Consider the following 17466-nt stretch of genomic DNA (forward strand, 5'->3'; position numbering starts at 1 on the left):
CGGAATTCCGGGACATTCACCGCACGTAATAGGTGGGTCGTCGGTCCGTCGCCCGGCCCTGCGTGGGGCCCTCCGCGCGCGGCCTACCCGGCCCGGCGTGCGCGGTGGACGGCGACGATGCCGCCGGACAGGTCCCGGTGCTGCACCCCGGTCCAGCCCGCCGCGCGGATCGCGTCCGAGACGCCGGCCTGGTCGGGCCAGTCCTCGATGGACTCGGCGAGGTAGGCGTAGGCGGGGTTGTTCGACGACGACAGGCGTGCGATCCGCGGCAGCGCCTGGGTGAGGAAGAACCGGTACGTCATCCGCCACGGCGCCCACGTCGGCGTGGAGAACTCGGTGACGACCAGCCGCCCGCCCGGGCGGGTCACGCGCAGCATCTCCCGCAGGCCGGCCGCGTGGTCGACGACGTTGCGCAGCCCGTAGGAGATGGTCACCGCGTCGAAGGAGGCGTCCTCGAACGGGAGCGCGGTGGCGTCGCCCGCGACGAACGCGAGGTCCGGGCGCCGCCGCTTGCCCACCGACATCATCCCGGTGGAGAAGTCGCAGGCGACGACGTCGACGCCCCGGTCGGCGAGCTCGGCCGACGACGTGCCGGTCCCGGCGGCGAGGTCGAGCACCCGGTCCCCCGGCCCGGCGTCGAGCGCGCGTCTCGACGCGGCCCGCCAGATGCGGACCTGCCCGAGGGTGAGCACGTCGTTGGTGAGGTCGTAGCGCTGCGCGACGTCGTCGAACATCCCCGCGACCTCACGGGGGTCCTTGTCCAGGCCGGCTCGGTTCACGGGCGTCAGTCTCGCAGGTGCGGGGGGCACTGCTGCGAGGACGTCGGGCGGGACCGACCGGGACACGCCATACTCGTGCACGGAAGAGACGAGGACGTCCGCACATCCGAGGATCCGACCGGGACGTTCTCGGCACCGACCACCCTCTGGACAGAGCTGTGCATGGATCCGATCACGAGCATTCTCCTCGCCGTCGCCGCCCTGTTCGTCTGGGCCTACGTGACGTACGTCGTCGTGCGGAGCGCGGTGCGGGACGGCCTCCGCGATCACGTTCGCCTCCAGCGGGAGTACGCGGACGGGGACGCCGGGCCGAGCACCGCCGACCCGAGCTCGACGACGTAGGGCGCCGACGTGTCCGACAAGTGGCAGGTTGCGCCGATCAGGCGACCGCTGCCAGTCGTTCTCGTAGCCGGGCTCGCACTGGTGGTCGCGGGCTGCGGGACCCTCCTGTTCCGCCTGCTCCGGCCCGTCAGCTTTGGTTGGACGAGGTCCCCGCCGGTGGCGCCGGAGTTCACGCCGCACATGCTCGTGCTGGACGCCGCCAATGTGCTCGCGGCCCTCGCTGTCCTCGTCGGGGTCGCCCTGGTCGCCGGCGTCGCCGGCCACCGCGTCGATCGCCCCCTCATGCACGTCGAGTGGGCGCAAGGATGCACGCGCACAGCCCGAAAAGTGCACCTCTGAGCCCACTCGACGGCACCCCGAGTCGCCCGGACGCTACCCGGCGGGGCTCGACGCGAGGGCGACCTCGACCTCGGACTCCTCCTCGTCACGGACGACCGTGAGGACGACCTCGTCGCCGCCGACGTGCTCCCGCACCATCGCCGTGAGCGCCTCGGCCGAGCCGACCGGGGCACCGTCGAGGGCCGTGACGACGTCGCCCTCGCGCAGCCCGGCCGCCGCGGCCGGGCTGCCGGGCTCGACGGCCCGGACGGCGGCACCGGCACGGACCTCGCCGCCGGCGGCCGCCTCGCCGTCCTCGAGGCCGACACCGAGGAACGCGTGGTCGGCGCTGCCGTCGGAGATGAGCTCGCCGGCCACGCGCGAGGCGAGGTCCACGGGGATGGCGAAGCCGACGCCGATGCTGCCCGACTGCTCGCCCGACCCGGACATCGTGGCGATCGAGCTCGTGATGCCGACGACCCGACCCTCCGAGTCGAAGAGCGGACCACCGGAGTTGCCCGGGTTGACCGCGGCGTCGACCTGGACGGCGGCGGTGACGGCGGCCTCGCCCGAGCCGTCCGAGGTGGCGACCGGACGGTCGAGGGCGGAGACGATGCCGGTCGTCGCGGTCGAGCGCAGGCCGAGCGGGTTGCCGACGGCCAGCACCGAGTCGCCGACCGCGAGGTCCGCGTCGGAGCCGAACGTGGCGGGGGTCAGGTCCTCCGGCGGGTCGGCGATCGTGAGGACGGCCAGGTCGGAGGACTCGTCGGTGCCGGCCACCTCGGCCTCGAGCAGGCGGCCGTCGTCGAGGGTGAGGGCGACGGTGCGCGCGCCGGCGACGACGTGGGCGTTGGTCAGCACGTGACCCTGGTCGTCGATGATCACCCCGGACCCCGTGCCGGAGCCCCGCTCGGTCTCGACCGAGACGGCGACGACCGACGGGGTCACCTCGGCGACCACGTCGCTCCAGCCGGCGTCGCTCGACGCGCTGGCGGGCAGGGCGGCACCGGTCTGCCCGGAGCCGTCCGCGGTGGTGGCGCCCGAGCCGTCCGCGGGATCGGCCCCGGCACCCCGGTCCACGGCGGCCTGCGCCGCGACGAGCGCCGCCGCCGGCCCGGCGTCGTCCGTGGCGCGGGTGAGCGCGACGGTGGTCCCGGAGGCGAGCACGCCGGCGAGGACGGCCGCGAGGACGACGTGCCTCGAGCCGGTCGGGCGTGCGGCGGGCGCGCCCACAGTCCCGGGCCGGCTCGCCGGCGCGGGCGCGACGCTCGCCGAGGCGGGGTCGGCCGCGGGCGGCGAGGTCGGCGAGGCGACCCACCGGGTCCGCGGGTCGTTCGGCGGCAGGTGCTGCTCGGTCATGGCGTGCTCCTCATGCTCTTCCGTGGGGACGAGGTACACGCAACACGGCCCGGCTCGACGCCCGCCGGGGATCACCTGCCCGCCGGCTGGACGCCCGCGGGCGAACCTGGGAACGCGCTGGGTGTCCGGAGTGCTCGTAGGCGTCAGTGGCGGGCAGCGGCGGCTTCGAGGGCCTCCCGCATGGGACGCAGCTTGCCCACGGTTTCGGCGAGCTCGTCCTCGGGGTCGGCGCCCGCGACGATGCCGCCGCCGGCGAACAGGCGGATCGAGTGGTCCTCGACCTGACCGCAACGGAGCGCGAGCCCGATCTCGCCGTCGCCGTCGGCGTCGATCCAGCCGACCGGACCGGCGTACCGGCCGCGGTCGTGCGCCTCGCGGCGGGCGATGATCGCCATTGCCGTATCGCGTGGGGTGCCGGCAACGGCGGCCGTCGGATGGATGGCGGCGACGATGCCGAGCAGGCCGAGGTCGGAGCTGGGGCGCCCCGCGACGTCCGTGGCCAGGTGGTAGATGTTCGGCTGCTCGAGGACGAACGGGGCGGGATCCCGCTCCTCGAGCTCGAGGACGGCGGCGAGCCCCTCCACGACGGAACGGGCCGCGTGCGCATGCTCCTCGGCGAACCGCCGAGAGGTGCTGATCTCGGCGACCAGGTCCGTGTCGGGTCGGCTCCCGCGCGGGAGCGAACCCGCGAGAACGCGCGATCGCACGCGCTCACCCGTCCGGGCGGCAAGCAACTCGGGTGTCGCTCCTACGAGGCCGCCGACGACGAACGTCCAGGCGTCCGGGTAGGCCTCGGCGAGGCGCGCCGGAAGCGCGTTGAGCACCTCGGGCGACTCGTGCCGAACCAGCGCACGCGAGGTGACGACCTTTCGCACGTCTCCCCCGGCGATGTCCGTGAGCACCTGCTTCACGAGATCGACGTAGCGGGCCTCGTCCATGCCGGGGTCGATGTCCGGGTCGCCCACACCGTCGACCTGTGCACATGACCCGGCCGGTTCGAGCTCACGCGCAGCGTGCAGGACCCCGGCACACTCGGCATCGGCGTCGAGCGCCTCGCCCACAGATGCCAGGTTCACTGTCTGGCGCCAGGTTATTGCGCGGTCCCCGATGCGCACGACGTCCGCCGGTACGTGAAGGATCGACGAGGTCGGCGAGCTGTCGGAGAAGGTCGAGGCCACGAAGGCGACCGGAGTGTGGCCACCGGAAGCGCTGACGTCGAGAGCCCGCCAGAGGGCCTCCAGTCGCGCGAGACGATCGGGGCCGGTGAGGCCGACACGAACTCCCCCGCGAGCCACGAGGCCTCGGCCCTCGCGAAGCCAGATCGCCGCCTGTCGGACACCCCCGGGTGCGAGCGCCTCCTCGAGCGGCGCACCAACCGTGCTGGCCGGATAATCCGTAGGCGTGTGATCCATGCGTGGTTCCCTCTCGCGTCGAGCCTCGCTGCCCCGGTTGCTCCGGCCCGGGATGACCGGGGCGGGCGGCTCTCACCCGCCCCGGTCGGTTCTGATCAGACGTTGCCGACCGACGGCTGCTACTCGGTCGGCGCGTTCTCTGCGAACCGCGTATCGACGAGGTCCTCGAGCGGGACATCGTTGTCGAAGTCGAACAGGCCTGCCGCTCGGAACGCCTCCTGCTGGAGCTGGAGCTGCTCGGTGGCGGGCGCGAGGTCCGGCTCCCACACATAGGACGGGTTGGCCTCCAGTACCTCGAGGTCCTGGCCCGTGGCGTCGGCGAGGATCTGGAGGATCTCAGGGTCGTACGGGTCGTCCTGGAGGTCGAGGGAGCCGCGGACGAGCGCGTCGAAGAACGGCTGCGCGAGGTCCGAGTCGATGAACTCCTCGTTGTAGATGACACCGGAGGCGATGGTTCCGGCCGGCGGGAGTGCGAACTGCTCCGCGGTGCCGTCCTCCTCCATCGCGGTGGTGAAGGGGGCAGGTGGCATCGCCGCATCCGCCTGGCCGTTCGTCAGGGCTCCCGCCATGTCGCCGAAGCCCACGTTAAGGACCTCGATGTCGTTAAGTGTGAGGTCGGCCTCGAGGAGAACCGCCGCGAACTGGTACGCGCCGGCACCCCCAAGGCCGCCCGACAGTGCGACGGTGCGTCCCTCGAGGTCGGAGATCTCACTGATCTCGCCGGACTCGACGAGGTCGGTAGCCACCATGAGCGCGGTGGGCGAGTTGTCGGGCTCACCACCGCCACCTCCCATGGAGCCGACCACGCGGATCTCCAGCTCGTCATTGACCGCTGAGAACAGGCCCGAACCGAAGCCTGCGATGAGGACATCGGCCTGGCCGGCGGCGGTAAGCGGGATGGCGTCCTGACCAGCCTGGACCGTGTCGAGCGACAGCTCGATGCCGGCCTCCTCGAAGTAACCACGTTCGTCCGCCACGTACAGGGGCGCGAACAGCGTCGACGGCACATGAATGACGTCGACCGTCTCGAGTCCTTCGGCATCGCCGCCGTCACCATCGTCATCGGCCCCTCCGCACGCTCCGAGCGTGAGGGCAAGTCCCGCCGCGGCTGCGGCGGCGATCGGGGTCTGTCGTCTCATCTTCTCTCCTTGTGGGTGAACGAACCGGTCACCGGTTCGAGCGACGACTCCGTCGTCGTCCTGCGCCGTCGCGCCGCCACGGCACGGCAAGACGCTCGACGACGTTGACCACGAGCGTGACCAACGCGCCCAGCAGCGCCACGGCAACGAGACCGACGTACATCTTCTCCGGCTGGAACAGCTGCCAGGAGTTCCAGATCAGGTAGCCCAGACCGGAGTCCGAGGCCACGAACTCGACCGCGGTCACGATGACCACGCCGAGGCCGGCAGCCACCCGGAACCCCGTGAACACAGCCGGAAGGATGCCCGGCAGGATCACGTGCACGAGCCGCTTGGTACCCACGGCGCCATAGGCGGTCGCCGCCTCCTGGACCTTGGCGTCGAGCTGACGGATTCCACCCTGGGTGTTGATCTGGAGGACGAAGAACACCGTCACCGCGACCGCGATGATCCGGGAGGTGTCGTTGAGCCCGAAGATGAGGAAGAGCAGCGGCAGGATCGCGATCTTCGGGAGTGCGTACAACGCCGAGAACAGGGGGCCGAATGCCGCGTTGGCCGCCCGTGACATTCCGAGCAGCATGCCGACGACCACGCCGAGGAAGCCGCCGGCGACGTAGCCCGTGGCGAACCGGTAGACGGTGACGGCGATGTGATCGCCCAGCTCGCCCGAGGCGAGCATCTCCCAGGTTCGACGGAACACCTCGCTCGGCGCCGAGAAGAGGCGTGCATCGATCGCGCCCGTCCGCGCGCCCCACTCCCACAGTGCCAGCAGCAGGATGGGCGTACCGATCGAAAGCACGAGGTCGCGGGCACGCAGCCGCTTCGCACGGGCCGCTTCGGCCCGCGCGGCCTGCTCGACGACGGAGTCGTCGATGCGTCGTTCGCCGTCGGCACCTCGGTGGCGGTTGTCCGTCTCGGCCGTCCGCGCGGTTCCGGTGCTCATACGCCGGCCCCCTCGCTCGCCATGACCTCATCACGCAGGTCGTTCCAGATGCCGTAGCGCAGCTCGGCGAAGTCTGCCGTGGCCTCGAGCCCCATCGTGCGGGGCCGCTCGAACGGGACGGCGATCTCGCGGCGGATGCGCCCGGGACGGGCGGACATCATCACGACGCGGTCGCCGAGGAGGATGGCTTCCTCGATGGAGTGCGTGACGAGGACGACCGTCTTGCGCTCCTTCTCCCACAGATCGATGAGGAGCTCCTGCATGAGCTGCCGCGTCTGGGCGTCCAGGGCACCGAGCGGCTCATCCATGAGAAGGAGGTCGGAACCCGTGGCGAAGGCACGGGCGATGGCGGTGCGCTGCCGCATGCCACCGGACAGGTTGTGCGGATAGGCGTCCTCGAAATCGCTCAGCCCGACAGCGTGGATCCACTCGCGGGCGGTGGCGATGCGGCTCGCCCGCCCCACACCGTTCATGCGCAGACCGAAAGCCACGTTCTCGAGAACCGTGTACCAGGGGAAGACGCCATGCTCCTGGAACACAAAGGCTGGCCGGTCGGGCGTCGCCATGGCGACCTCGCCCGCGGTCGCGGTCTCGAGGCCGCCGATGATGCGCAGGAGCGTCGACTTGCCGCACCCGGACGGGCCAAGGATGCAGACGAACTCACCCTCGTCGACGTTCAGGGCAACGTGGTCGAGCGCCACGGTCGTGCCGGCGGCCGAAAAGAAGACCTTGGAGATGTCGCGCGCCTGAATCGCGCTGGAGCCTGGGGAAGTCACTGGGCCTCCGGGTAGGTGGTTGAGCCGGACGCGCGCGGCGGCTCCGGTGAGCAGAATTCTCCACCGAGCAGATGGAGCCAGCCGGCGGACTGATCGTGCTCGACGGGGGTCTCGAGCACTCGGTCACGGTATTCCTCGGCGTCGTCCTGCGGCGTGAAGCCGATGCGTGCGGCGCCAGTGGAGCTCACATACCGGCCTGAGTTGGCGGAGACCCCGAAGACAGTGGTGCAGCCGACGACCTGGGCCGCGACCGACGCGAGCACGAGCCGGCCGGCATCGGCGGGCGAGAGCCATGTCCGCAAGTGCCGCCTTCCGGTCGGCTCCGCCTGCCTGCTGGCGATGCGCAGGAGGACGACCTCGAGTCTCCACCGGTCCGCGTACATCGAACCGAGCGCCTCGACCGCTGCCTTCGAGGCGCCGTAAAAGGTGTTCGGACGCACGGCGACATCGTCGGGGACACGGTCCTCCTCCGGGACGTGCGTGAGATCGAGCCCGGTGGCCACGTCGGGGGCCGGCACGAATCCGACGGCGTGGATCGAGCTTGCGAGGACAGCGCGGCGCACGCCGATGAGCCGTGCCGCCTCGAGGGCGACCTGGGTGCCGCGCACGTTGACGTCCCACAGCCGGTCGGGGTCGTCCTCGAGCGGGATGCCGGCGAGGTGGACGAGTGCGTCGGCGCCCGCGATCGCCGCGCGCATCTCGGCGAGGTCGGTGACATCTGCCCGGAACGGCACGAGGCCGGGCCGAGCGTTCGGCGGCGCGAGATCGACCGCCACGACCTCATGCCCCGCCTCGAGCAGCGCGGGAATGACGTCGGCGGCCAGGGAGCCCCCGGCTCCGGTCAGGACGATGCGGCTCATGGCGCGCCTCCTCTCGTCGGTGCGGACGTCACAGAAGCGCCCTCTGCTCCGCGAGCACCGACCGGGTCCACGCGACGTCCCGACCCCGGCCGTCGGCATAACCGGCAGCGGCGATGCCGGCAGCGTGGCCCGTACCGAACGAGGTGCCCATGACGCGCACCGACCCGAAGGCGTGCGGGTCGGCCGAGACGATACGACCGCCGAGGAATAGGCCCTCATGACTGGCGGATGCGACCGCGCCGTACTGGATGTCGAAGTGTCCGCGGTCGGCGACGCGCTCGTAGCGTGTGACTCCCGGCTCGAGGTGGAGCTCCATCGGCCAGCCGCCGCGAGCCACCGCCGTGTCGGGGTAGCGAGCGCCGGTCCGGACGTCGTCGGCGGTCACGGTGGTAGTACCTGCTCCGCGACGTGCCTCGCGGATGCCGATCTGTGGGCCGGTGGACAGCAGGTGCGCGTCTGACCAGCCGGGAATGCCCTCGCGCAGTGCACGTAGGTAGTGCCAGCTCTCCGCACGGCTCTCGATCTCGGCCCGGGTGAGGTCGCGCGGGTCGAGTGCGTCGACAACCTGGTCGGCGAGGAGGAGCATGACGTCGCCGACCACGGGGGTGCGCACGGCGATCCCGCTCGTCCGGTCGATTGGCGCCCCGGTGCGCTCGATGTATGCGCCGACAGCGGCGTCGAGCACCGACGGTGTGATCTCCGGACCGCCGTCGGCGATGCCCCCGATCCGCATGACCTGCGTCGCAGCCTGTCGGTCCGCGACGGCGGAGACCTCCATCGTGGCGCCGAGCTGGCCTGCGAGGGCGCCGTCGCCGGAGCAGTCGACGACTGCGCGCGCGACGACCGTGTCGACACCTCCGCGGTGCAGGAGGTCGAGCTCGAAGGGACCCTCGGCGGCGCCCCGCGCGCCGGCCAGCGTGGTGTGCAGCAGGAGGTCGACGTCGGAGTCCAGCACGAGCTCGTCGTAGACCCGCTTCATCGTCTCGAGGTCGAGCAGCACGATGGTGTTGCCCGTGGAGCTGACGGTGTGGACCTTGTACAGGTCCTGGGCGGCGAGCCGGTCAAGGACGTCCTGACCGATACCGGCGACCACCTGGCGACGCTGCTGGTCGAAGAAGCCACAGTGAGTAAGGACGCTCGAGACAGTGGCCGCGCCGCCGAGGTAGCCGTAGCGTTCGACGAGCAAGGTGCGGGCCCCCGTACGGGACGCTCCGACGGCAGCCGCGATCCCAGCTGCTCCACCGCCGACGACGACGACGTCGTACTCCACCATGCACGCTCCCTTGCGTCCGTCGGCCACCCGGGCGAGTGCCGACAGACAGGCTCACACGGTTGGTCGGCAACCGGAATTGCCTCCTCCCCTCGTGGCCATGCCCAGGAGGCATAGGTTAGGAACGTGGAGCTTCGTCACCTGTCGTACTTCGCGGCCTGCGCCGAGACCGGGTCGATGTCCCGCGCGGCCACACGTCTGGCGATCACCCAACCCTCGCTCTCGAGGCAGGTCCGCAACCTCGAGCGCGAGCTCGGCACTCAGCTTCTTCGTCGCAGCTCTCGCGGGGTGACGACGACAGCAGCCGGCGAGCGCCTCCTACGGCACTACCGCCGAGTCTCAGCGGACATTGCTCGGATCCCCGACGTGATGGCAGCCGCGGCCGCCGAGCGAGAGACTGTGCGGGTAGGGATGCCCCCGAGTCTGCCCACCAGCTGGTTCACCGAGGTCATAGGGGACCTCCGCGAGCATCATCCGCACATCGACCTCGACCTCGTCGACCTCTTCACCCCGGAGCAGGAGCGAGCCCTGAAGGAGGGGCGTCTCGACGTCGGGATACTGCACCATGACGCGGGCGGGCTCGTCACTCGCGAAGTGCTTCGGCAGCAGCTCGGTGTCGCCGTGCGGCCTGAGCTGGCCAGCGAGGTGCGCTCGCTGGCCGACATGCATGGTCGCCGGGTGCTGGGCCATGAGTCGTGGGAGAACTCCGGCCAGTGGCGGGACCTCGTCGCCGCAGCGGCCGCGGTAAGTGCTGCGGTGGACTGGCGGTTCCGCCGGTTCAGCGAACACGTCGAACTCGTCGCCCACGCTGCCAGGGCGGATGGGCTCCTTGTTACGCGGGACACCGCGCAACGCTTCGTTCCGTCCTGGCCGTGGGTAGCGATCAGCACGGGTGCGCTCGAGCTGACGAGCTGGGTGGCGTACTCGAGCGGAGCAAGCGAGGCGACCCTCGCCGTCGCTGCTGCGATCTCGGCACGGCCTTACGAGAAGCCGGTTCCCTAGATGAGCGACCGCGCCCGGGACGTCTCGGCGCGGCGCTCGCCGATCCGCACGTGGACGACCGACCGGCCCAGGATCGGCGCCGCGAGGACCGCCTGGAGCTCGTCGAGCGTGCGCGGGGCCCGGTAGTCGGCGCCGTACCCGCGCGCGAGGGCCTCGAGGTCGGCAAGCTGGGGCGTGGTGAACAGGCGCGCGAAGCCGTCCGGGGAGGCGTCCGCGTGGCCGAGCAGCGCGAAGATCGCGCCGCCCGAGTCGTCGGCGACGACGACCTGGACGTCGACGTCGTCCTCGAGGGCGCCGAGCAGGAGCCCGCCGACGTCGTGGAGGAGGGTGAGGTCGCCGAGCAGGACCCGCACCGGTCGGCCCGTGCCGCGCGCGAGGCCGACGGCGGTGGAGATCGTGCCGTCGATGCCGGCCAGGCCGCGGTTGGACAGCACGTGCGGGACCGGGTCCATCCAGGGCTGGCCCACGAGGTCGATGTCGCGGACCACGCGGGAGGCGCCGAGCACGAGCGTGCCCGAGTGCCGGGCGGCGCCGGCGACGACGGCCGCGGTGGCGAGCGCGTCCAGCGTCCCGTCGTCGGGCGGGCCGGCGGCGGGGTGGGCCAGGCGGGCGACGACCGAGCGCCCGGCGTCGAGCCAGAGGTCGAGCCAGGCCTGCTCGTCGGGGCCCGGCTGCCCCTCGACGTCGAACCCGGCGGCGACCGTGCGGGCGGTGCCCGCGGCGTCGGGCCAGCGTCCGGACGGCGAGGCGACGACGAGCTCGAGGTCCTCGCGGGCGAGCAGGCGGGTGACGGGCCGGGACAGGGTGGGGTGGCCGGCGACGACGACGCGCTGGACGCGGCCGCCGAGCTGGGCGAGGTCGAGCAGCTCGCGGTAGGCGCTGACGGCGCACCGGCCGCCGCGCGAGCCGGACGTCGGCTCGGCGAGCAGGGGCCAGCCGCCGCGCTCGGCGAGCCTGCGTGCCTCCGGGCCGGCGCCGTCGCCCGCGACGACGACGGTGCGCGGTCCGCGCCCGAGCGGCACCGACGAACGTGCGTGGTCCGGACGGGCGACCGGCCGGACCGCGGGCGCCTGGCCGGGCACCCAGGTGCGCTCGGGCGCAAGGGGCTCGCGGAAGCCGAGGTTGAGCTGGACCGGTCCCGGTTCCCGCGTCCGGGCGCCGGTGGCGGCGGCGAGCGCGCGCGCCACGTGCTGGGTGAGCGGCGGGCCGGCCGGCGCGTCCGCCGGGACGTCGACGAGGTGGCGCAGGGCGGGACCGAAGAGCCCCACCTGGTCGGTGGTCTGGTTGGCGCCGGTGCCGCGCAGCTCGTGCGGGCGGTCGGCGGTGAGCAGGACGAGCGGGACGCCGGCGGCATCGGCCTCGAGGACGGCCGGGTGGAGGTTGGCGACCGCGGTGCCGGAGGTCGTGACGACGGCGACGGGCCGCCGGGCACGTGCCGGCTCGAGCCCCGCCGGCGCCTCGAGCTCGCCGGCGCGGGACAGGCCGAGCGCGACGAACGCGGCGACGCGCTCGTCGACGCGCACGGTGAGCCGGAGCCAGCCGGCCCGTTCGGCGGAGTGCAGCGCGTGGGCGAGCGGCGCGGAGCGCGAGCCGGGGGCGAGGACGACGTCGCGCACCCCACCGGCGACGAGCGCCCGGACGACGTCCCGGGCGACGAGGTGGGCGGACGCCTCCGGCGGCTGGTCCCGCTCCCCCTCGGCCCCGGTCGCGCTCATCGGGTCGCCGCCGTCACGTGGGCGGTCACGTCGGCGAGCCGGGCGAGCCAGCGCTCCTCGGTCCCGGGCTCCGCGGCGGGGACGGCGTCGGGCTCGACTTCGCGCACCGGGAGCAGGCCGCCGGTGGGCAGGAGCGGCGCGGTGGTGACGTCGTCCTCGAGGAGGTGGCCGGTGGCGAGGCCGGCGGCCAGGGGGACACCGTCGAGGGTGTTCTCCGGCAGGGCGGCGGCGAGCGCCACGCCGGCCGCGAGGCCGACGGAGGACTCCAGGGCGGAGGAGACGACGACGGGCAGCCCGGCCTCCTCGGCGAGGCGCAGGCAGGCCCGCACGCCGCCGAGCGGCTGGACCTTGAGGACGAGGACGTCGGCGGCGCCGGCGCGGGCCACCCGCAGCGGGTCCTCGGCGCGGCGCACGGACTCGTCGGCGGCGATCCGCACGCCCGAGCGGCGGCGCACCACGGCAAGGTCCTCGACGCCGGCGACCGGCTGCTCGGCGTACTGCAGGCCGCCCGCCGCGCGGTCGAGCAGGGCGAGCCGGGCCAGGGCGGTGTCGACGTCCCAGCCGGCGTTGGCGTCGATGCGGACGTGGCCGCCGGGGCCGAGGGCCTCGCGGACGGCGGCGATCCGCTCGATCTCCTCGGCGAGCGTCTGGCCGGGCTCGGCGACCTTGATCTTCGCCGTCGTGCACCCGCCGGAGGCGGCGACGATCGCGGCCGCCTGCTCGGGACCGACGGCGGGGACGGTGACGTTGACCGGGACGTGGCTGCGCGACGCGTCCGGGTACCCGTGGTCGGCGGCCTCGAGGGCGGCGGCCAGCCACGGGGCGGAGGTGGCGTCGTCGTAGTCCCAGAAGGGCGAGAACTCCCCCCAGCCGGCGTCCCCGCGCAGGAGCAGCCCGTCGCGGCGCGTGATGCCCCGGAACCGGGTGCGCAGCGCCGTCGAGTACACGGCGCGCGCGGCGGGGCGCTCCGGATCGGCGGGTCGGGACACCGGCCCAGCGTAACCGCGCGCCGACCGCCAGGCCGGGCGACGCGGGCGCGCGGCGACCAGGGGTCGCGGCGTCGCGGACGTGGGTGCGCGCCGGGCTACCGTGGCCGGGTGAGCGAGATCCCCACGCAGGTGTCCGAGACCTTCGACCCGCAGGCCTGGCGGGACGTCGAGGGGTGGTCGGGCACGGACGTCACGTACCACCGGGGCGTCGACCGCTCCGGTGGCGCCGAGCGGGACCTGCCGGTGGTGCGCATCGCTCTCAGCAGGCCCGAGCTGCGCAACGCGTTCCGGCCCCGCACCGTCGACGAGCTGTTCCGGGCGCTCGACCACGCGCGGCTGACCACCGACGTGGGCACGGTGATCCTCACCGGCAACGGTCCCTCGCCCAAGGACGGCGGCTGGGCGTTCTGCTCCGGCGGCGACCAGCGCATCCGCGGCGCGGACGGGTACCGGTACGAGGTCGACGAGGCCGACCCCCTCGCGGAGGCCGCCGCGCGGCGCGAGCAGGTCGACCCGGCCCGCGCCGGTCGGCTGCACATCCTCGAGGTCCAACGGCTCATGCGCACGATGCCCAAGGTCGTCGTGGCCGCGGTGCCCGGATGGGCCGCCGGCGGCGGGCACTCCCTCGTCATGGTCTGCGACCTCGCGGTCGCCTCGCTCGAGCACGCCCGGTTCAAGCAGACCGACGCGGACGTCGGGAGCTTCGACGCCGGCTACGGCTCGACGCTGCTGGCCCGCCAGGCCGGCGACAAGCGGGCCCGGGAGATCTTCTTCCTCGCCCGCGAGTACTCGGCCGAGGACGCCGAGCGCTGGGGCGTGGTCAACGAGGCCGTCCCCCACGCCGAGCTCGAGGCCAAGGCCCTGGAGTACGCGCGGATCATCGCGACGAAGTCCCCGCAGGCGATCCGCATGTTGAAGTTCGCCTTCAACCTCGCCGACGACGGCCTCGCCGGCCAGCAGGTGTTCGCGGGCGAGGCCACGCGGCTGGCCTACGGCGGCGCGGAGGCCCAGGAGGGCCGGGACGCGTTCGTCGAGAAGCGCGACCCGGACTGGTCGGGCTTCTCCTACCCCGTCTGACGCGCGGCCCGCCGCCCGGCCCCGTCGATCCCGCACCGCGCGGCCCGCCTACGCTGACCGCATGGAGAGCGTCGAGGTGCTGCCCGGCGGCACGCGACCGGGCGACGTCGCGGCCCTGTACGAGGCACTCGCGAGGCGGCTCGACGGCGCCGACCTCCCCCCGCTGCTGCCGGTCGCCCCGGGCACGGACCCCGTTCGGGCGCGCGCCGACCTCGCCGAGAACCTCGAGCGGCCCGTGCCCGACGGCACCGTCGCCCTGCTGCGCACCTCCGGCTCGACGACCGGCCAGGGGCACGTCGTGGCGCTGACCGCCGACGCGCTCGCCGCCTCCGCCCGCGCCACGCACGAGCGGCTCGGCGGTCCGGGCCGCTGGATCCTCGCCGTCCCCGCCCAGCACGTCGCGGGCCTGCAGATCCTCACGCGCTCCGCCGTCGCGGGCCTCGACCCGCTGGTGCTCGACACCGCCGACGGGTTCGACCCGGCCGCGCTCGCCGACCTCGCCCGGCAGGCCGACGACGACGGCGCCCCCGGGAGGGGCCCGCGCACCTACCTCTCCCTGGTACCGACCCAGCTCGTGCGCGCGCTGGCCGCCGGGGCGGAGGTGACCGGCGCGCTGGCACGGCTGGACGCGGTCCTCGTCGGCGGCGCGGCCCTGGCGCCCGCCGCCCTGCGCGCCGCGACGGACGCCGGGATCACGGTGGTGCGCACCTACGGGATGACGGAGACGGGCGGCGGCTGCGTCTACGACGGCAGACCGCTGCGCGGCGTGCGGGCCGAGGTCGACGACGAGTCACGCATCTGGCTCTCCGGCCCCGTCCTCGCCCACGGCTACCTCGACGACGCGGCCGCCGACGCGCGCACCTTCGTGGGCGGCCGGCTGCGGACCACGGACGCCGGACGGCTCGACGACGACGGCACGCTCGAGGTCCTCGGCCGCCTCGACGACGCCGTGACGTCCGGCGGCGTCACCGTTGCGCCCCTGGCGGTCGAGCGCCGGCTCGGCGAGCTGGAGGACCTCGCCGAGTCCGCGGTCGTCGGCGTCCCGCACCCCGAGTGGGGGGAGCTCGTCGTGGCCGTCGTCGTGCTCGCCGGGAACCGCGGGTCGGGACCGACGAGCGTGCCCGAGCTGCTCGCCGTCGCCCGGGCGCGGACGGCCGACCTGAGCCCCGCCCACGCGCCGCGCGCGCTCGTCGTCGTCGACCGCCTGCCGCTGCGCGGCCCCGGCAAGGTCGACCGGCGTGCCGTCACCGCGGTGGCCTCGCGCGCGCTCGGACTCGGGGCAGACACCGCGAGCGGCAGCCACGCGGACGTGACCGTGTCCGGCGTCGCCCGCTACAAGCCGCGTCCCGCGCTGGGCTAATCTCGCCCGGGCGGTCGGGACGTGTCCGGCGCCCGGGAGCAGGAGGTGTCATGGCGAGCGTCGCCGACTGGATCGAGGGCGCCCGTCCGCGGACCCTCCCGGCGGCCGTGGCCCCGGTGCTGCTCGGGACGGGGGCCGCCGCGCAGGTCGGCGCCGCCTCGCTCCCCCGGGCCCTGCTCGCCGCCGGCGTGGCCCTCGCCCTCCAGGTCGGCGTCAACTACGCCAACGACTACTCCGACGGCGTGCGAGGCACCGACGAGTTCCGCACCGGGCCGCAGCGGCTCACCGGCGGCGGGCTCGCCGCGCCGGGCAGGGTGCGGGCGGCCGCACTGGCGAGCCTCGGCGTCGCGGGCGTGCTCGGGCTGGTGCTCGTGGCGCTCGCCGGCCAGTGGTGGCTGCTCGCGGTCGGCGCCCTGTGCGTCCTCGCCGCCTGGGGATACACCGGCGGCGCCCGACCCTACGGGTACCTGGGGCTCGGCGAGGTCTTCGTCTTCGTGTTCTTCGGGCTCGTGGCCACGCTCGGCACCACCTGGACGCAGGCCGCCACGCTGCCGTGGACGGCCTGGGTGGCCGCCGTCGGCGTCGGGCTGATCGCCTGCGCCCTGCTCATGGTCAACAACATCCGCGACATCCCCACCGACGTCCCCGCCGGGAAGCGGACGGTCGCGGTGCGGCTCGGGGACCGGCGCGCGCGGCGGACCTACGTGGCGATGGTGGCGCTCCCGCTCGCGCTCGGTGCGGCGTGCGCGATCGCGGCGCCCTGGTCGCTGCTCGTCCTCGCGCTGGTGCCCCTGGCGTGGCGCTGCTGCGCGCCGGTGCTGCGCGGGGCTGCCGGCCGGGACCTCGTCGTGGTCCTGCGGGACACGGGCCTCCTCGAGCTGGGCTACGGCCTGCTGCTCGGCGCGGGCCTCGCGCTCGCCTGACCAGTGGGGCCTCCCGGCCGCCCGTGCGCGCGACGCCCGGGCGCCGTCACTCCTGCTCGGCGGCGTGCCCCTGCGCGGCCGGCGGCTCCGGCGCGGGGTCGACCTCCCAGGTCTCCCGGTCGTGGGCGGGCGACCGGCCGTCCTCGAACGGCGCGGGCTCGACGTAGATCTGCAGGCGCAGCGGCACCGAGGCTCGCGCCCGGGCCTCGACGGCGTCGACGGCCCGCGCGACGTCGGCGGCGGTCTCGGCGGCGGGGACCGCGACCTTGGCGGCGACGAGGACCTCGTCGGGCCCGATGTGCAGGGTGCGCATGTGGATGACGCGCTCGATGTCCTCGCCGTCGACGAGCGCGCGCTCCAGGGCGGCCTGGTGCTCGGGGAGCGCGGACTCGCCGATGAGCATGGAGATCATCTCGCGGGCGAGGAAGACGGCGATGACGACGAGCAGGACGCCGATGGCGCCCGACCCGAGGGCGTCCCACCGGCCGTCGTCGGTCACGAGGGTCATGCTGACGCCGAAGAGCCCGAACACGAGGCCCAGGAGCGCGCCGGTGTCCTCGAGGATGATCGTCGGGATCTCCGGGGACCGGGACTCCTTGAGGTAGCGGAACCACGAGCGGTCGCCCTTGACCGCGGCGCCCTCCTTCAGGGCGGTCCGCAGCGCGAAGCTCTCGAGGACCACGGCCAGGACGAGCACGACGATCGGCACCCACTGCCAGTCCGTGATGGGGTGCGGGTCGGAGAACTTGTGCCACGCCTCGTAGATGGCGAACAGACCACCGAGCGTGAACAGGACGATCGAGACGACGAACGCCGCCACGTAGCGCACGCGCCCGTAGCCGAACTGGTGGACCTCGGAGGCCTTCCTCGTCGCCCGCCGCCCGCCGAGCAGCAGGAGCGCCTGGTTGGAGGAGTCGGCGACCGAGTGGACGCCCTCGGCGAGCATCGAGCTCGAGCCGGTGAGCAGCCACCCGAGGAACTTCGCCACGGCGATGCCGAGGTTCGCGACGAGCGCGGTGACGATGGACTTCATGCCGGATCCTGCGGCCATGGTCGTCCGTTCGTGGCTGGGCGTGTCGCCGAGACGGCACCGAGCGGCACGAGTGTAGGACTCCGTCGCGCCACCGCCGCACAGGGTGCGAGCCTGGTCACATGGGCTGAACTCCCCGGCCGTCACGCTCGACTCGACGGTGCACCGTCCA

General features: G+C 73.7%; 17 protein-coding genes. 6 read left to right on the forward strand and 11 right to left on the reverse strand.

The features are described 5' to 3' along the window. Positions 1 to 83 precede the first annotated feature (83 nt). Positions 84 to 779 (reverse strand): demethylmenaquinone methyltransferase, encoded by a 696-nt coding sequence (locus ACPYO4_RS10365; protein WP_425709158.1) that lies wholly within the window; start codon positions 777 to 779, stop codon positions 84 to 86. A gap of 162 nt (positions 780 to 941) precedes the next feature. Here ACPYO4_RS10365 and ACPYO4_RS10370 point away from each other — a divergent pair, with 162 nt between their 5' ends. Together ACPYO4_RS10370 and ACPYO4_RS10375 are read left to right on the forward strand one after the other, a co-directional pair. Next, complete coding sequence (locus ACPYO4_RS10370) at positions 942 to 1121, forward strand: hypothetical protein (protein WP_425709159.1); 180 nt, start codon at positions 942 to 944, stop codon at positions 1119 to 1121. A gap of 9 nt (positions 1122 to 1130) precedes the next feature. Then, on the forward strand, positions 1131 to 1460 hold the full coding sequence (locus ACPYO4_RS10375; protein ID WP_425709160.1) for a hypothetical protein: 330 nt from the start codon (positions 1131 to 1133) through the stop codon (positions 1458 to 1460). Between the two features lie 33 nt (positions 1461 to 1493). Here the strand turns inward: ACPYO4_RS10375 and ACPYO4_RS10380 are convergent, their stop codons facing one another. From ACPYO4_RS10380 to ACPYO4_RS10410, 7 genes are all read right to left on the reverse strand, one after another. Then, the gene (locus tag ACPYO4_RS10380; protein ID WP_425709161.1) at positions 1494 to 2798 is read right to left on the reverse strand and encodes a S1C family serine protease; all 1305 of its coding nucleotides are present in this window, start codon (positions 2796 to 2798) and stop codon (positions 1494 to 1496) included. A gap of 143 nt (positions 2799 to 2941) precedes the next feature. After that, a complete protein-coding gene (locus tag ACPYO4_RS10385) occupies positions 2942 to 3976 on the reverse strand; it encodes an isochorismate synthase (protein WP_425709162.1) in 1035 nt (344 codons plus the stop codon). A 353-nt stretch (positions 3977 to 4329) separates the two neighbouring features. Beyond that, positions 4330 to 5349 carry an ABC transporter substrate-binding protein gene (locus ACPYO4_RS10390; RefSeq protein ID WP_425709163.1) on the reverse strand — a complete coding sequence of 340 codons (1020 nt, stop codon included), beginning with the start codon at positions 5347 to 5349 and terminating at the stop codon, positions 4330 to 4332. A gap of 28 nt (positions 5350 to 5377) precedes the next feature. Then, on the reverse strand, positions 5378 to 6292 hold the full coding sequence (locus ACPYO4_RS10395; protein ID WP_425709164.1) for an ABC transporter permease: 915 nt from the start codon (positions 6290 to 6292) through the stop codon (positions 5378 to 5380). Next, the gene (locus tag ACPYO4_RS10400) at positions 6289 to 7068 is read right to left on the reverse strand and encodes an ABC transporter ATP-binding protein (protein ID WP_425709165.1); all 780 of its coding nucleotides are present in this window, start codon (positions 7066 to 7068) and stop codon (positions 6289 to 6291) included. The genes ACPYO4_RS10395 and ACPYO4_RS10400 overlap by 4 nt, the downstream gene beginning before the upstream one ends. Then, the gene (locus tag ACPYO4_RS10405) at positions 7065 to 7928 is read right to left on the reverse strand and encodes an NAD-dependent epimerase/dehydratase family protein (protein ID WP_425709166.1); all 864 of its coding nucleotides are present in this window, start codon (positions 7926 to 7928) and stop codon (positions 7065 to 7067) included. The genes ACPYO4_RS10400 and ACPYO4_RS10405 overlap by 4 nt, the downstream gene beginning before the upstream one ends. Before the next feature lie 28 nt (positions 7929 to 7956). After that, on the reverse strand, positions 7957 to 9201 hold the full coding sequence (locus ACPYO4_RS10410; protein ID WP_425709167.1) for an FAD-dependent oxidoreductase: 1245 nt from the start codon (positions 9199 to 9201) through the stop codon (positions 7957 to 7959). A 123-nt stretch (positions 9202 to 9324) separates the two neighbouring features. Between ACPYO4_RS10410 and ACPYO4_RS10415 the strand changes: the two genes are divergently transcribed. Further along, complete coding sequence (locus tag ACPYO4_RS10415; protein ID WP_425709168.1) at positions 9325 to 10200, forward strand: LysR family transcriptional regulator; 876 nt, start codon at positions 9325 to 9327, stop codon at positions 10198 to 10200. Here ACPYO4_RS10415 and menD read toward each other — a convergent pair. Together menD and ACPYO4_RS10425 are read right to left on the reverse strand one after the other, a co-directional pair. Further along, entirely contained in the window at positions 10197 to 11915 is a 1719-nt protein-coding gene (gene menD, locus ACPYO4_RS10420; protein ID WP_425709169.1) for a 2-succinyl-5-enolpyruvyl-6-hydroxy-3-cyclohexene-1-carboxylic-acid synthase, read from the reverse strand. The two genes, ACPYO4_RS10415 and menD, sit on opposite strands and share 4 nt — an antisense overlap. Continuing rightward, the gene (locus ACPYO4_RS10425; RefSeq protein WP_425709170.1) at positions 11912 to 12904 is read right to left on the reverse strand and encodes an o-succinylbenzoate synthase; all 993 of its coding nucleotides are present in this window, start codon (positions 12902 to 12904) and stop codon (positions 11912 to 11914) included. The genes menD and ACPYO4_RS10425 overlap by 4 nt, the downstream gene beginning before the upstream one ends. Before the next feature lie 108 nt (positions 12905 to 13012). Between ACPYO4_RS10425 and ACPYO4_RS10430 the strand changes: the two genes are divergently transcribed. From ACPYO4_RS10430 to ACPYO4_RS10440, 3 genes are all read left to right on the forward strand, one after another. After that, complete coding sequence (locus ACPYO4_RS10430) at positions 13013 to 13981, forward strand: 1,4-dihydroxy-2-naphthoyl-CoA synthase (protein ID WP_425709171.1); 969 nt, start codon at positions 13013 to 13015, stop codon at positions 13979 to 13981. 61 nt (positions 13982 to 14042) lie between these two features. Then, positions 14043 to 15341 (forward strand): AMP-binding protein, encoded by a 1299-nt coding sequence (locus ACPYO4_RS10435; RefSeq protein ID WP_425709172.1) that lies wholly within the window; start codon positions 14043 to 14045, stop codon positions 15339 to 15341. A 50-nt stretch (positions 15342 to 15391) separates the two neighbouring features. Then, on the forward strand, positions 15392 to 16264 hold the full coding sequence (locus ACPYO4_RS10440; protein ID WP_425709173.1) for a 1,4-dihydroxy-2-naphthoate polyprenyltransferase: 873 nt from the start codon (positions 15392 to 15394) through the stop codon (positions 16262 to 16264). A gap of 46 nt (positions 16265 to 16310) precedes the next feature. Here the strand turns inward: ACPYO4_RS10440 and ACPYO4_RS10445 are convergent, their stop codons facing one another. After that, complete coding sequence (locus tag ACPYO4_RS10445; RefSeq protein ID WP_425709174.1) at positions 16311 to 17315, reverse strand: cation diffusion facilitator family transporter; 1005 nt, start codon at positions 17313 to 17315, stop codon at positions 16311 to 16313. Positions 17316 to 17466: the final 151 nt, after the last annotated feature.

Origin of the sequence: Georgenia sp. Z1491 (assembly GCF_049856175.1) — a bacterium.
Taxonomy (GTDB): Bacteria; Actinomycetota; Actinomycetes; order Actinomycetales; family Actinomycetaceae; genus JB111.

Bases quoted from the DNA above. Each gene is read 5' to 3' on its own strand.
- menD (WP_425709169.1), bottom strand. From the start codon at position 11,915: ATGAGCGCGACCGGGGCCGAGGGGGAGCGGGACCAGCCGCCGGAGGCG.
- ACPYO4_RS10395 (WP_425709164.1), bottom strand. From the start codon at position 6,292: ATGAGCACCGGAACCGCGCGGACGGCCGAGACGGACAACCGCCACCGA.
- ACPYO4_RS10390 (WP_425709163.1), bottom strand. From the start codon at position 5,349: ATGAGACGACAGACCCCGATCGCCGCCGCAGCCGCGGCGGGACTTGCC.
- ACPYO4_RS10405 (WP_425709166.1), bottom strand. From the start codon at position 7,928: ATGAGCCGCATCGTCCTGACCGGAGCCGGGGGCTCCCTGGCCGCCGAC.
- ACPYO4_RS10435 (WP_425709172.1), top strand. From the start codon at position 14,043: ATGGAGAGCGTCGAGGTGCTGCCCGGCGGCACGCGACCGGGCGACGTC.
- ACPYO4_RS10380 (WP_425709161.1), bottom strand. From the start codon at position 2,798: ATGACCGAGCAGCACCTGCCGCCGAACGACCCGCGGACCCGGTGGGTC.
- ACPYO4_RS10440 (WP_425709173.1), top strand. From the start codon at position 15,392: ATGGCGAGCGTCGCCGACTGGATCGAGGGCGCCCGTCCGCGGACCCTC.
- ACPYO4_RS10370 (WP_425709159.1), top strand. From the start codon at position 942: ATGGATCCGATCACGAGCATTCTCCTCGCCGTCGCCGCCCTGTTCGTC.
- ACPYO4_RS10410 (WP_425709167.1), bottom strand. From the start codon at position 9,201: ATGGTGGAGTACGACGTCGTCGTCGTCGGCGGTGGAGCAGCTGGGATC.
- ACPYO4_RS10445 (WP_425709174.1), bottom strand. From the start codon at position 17,315: ATGGCCGCAGGATCCGGCATGAAGTCCATCGTCACCGCGCTCGTCGCG.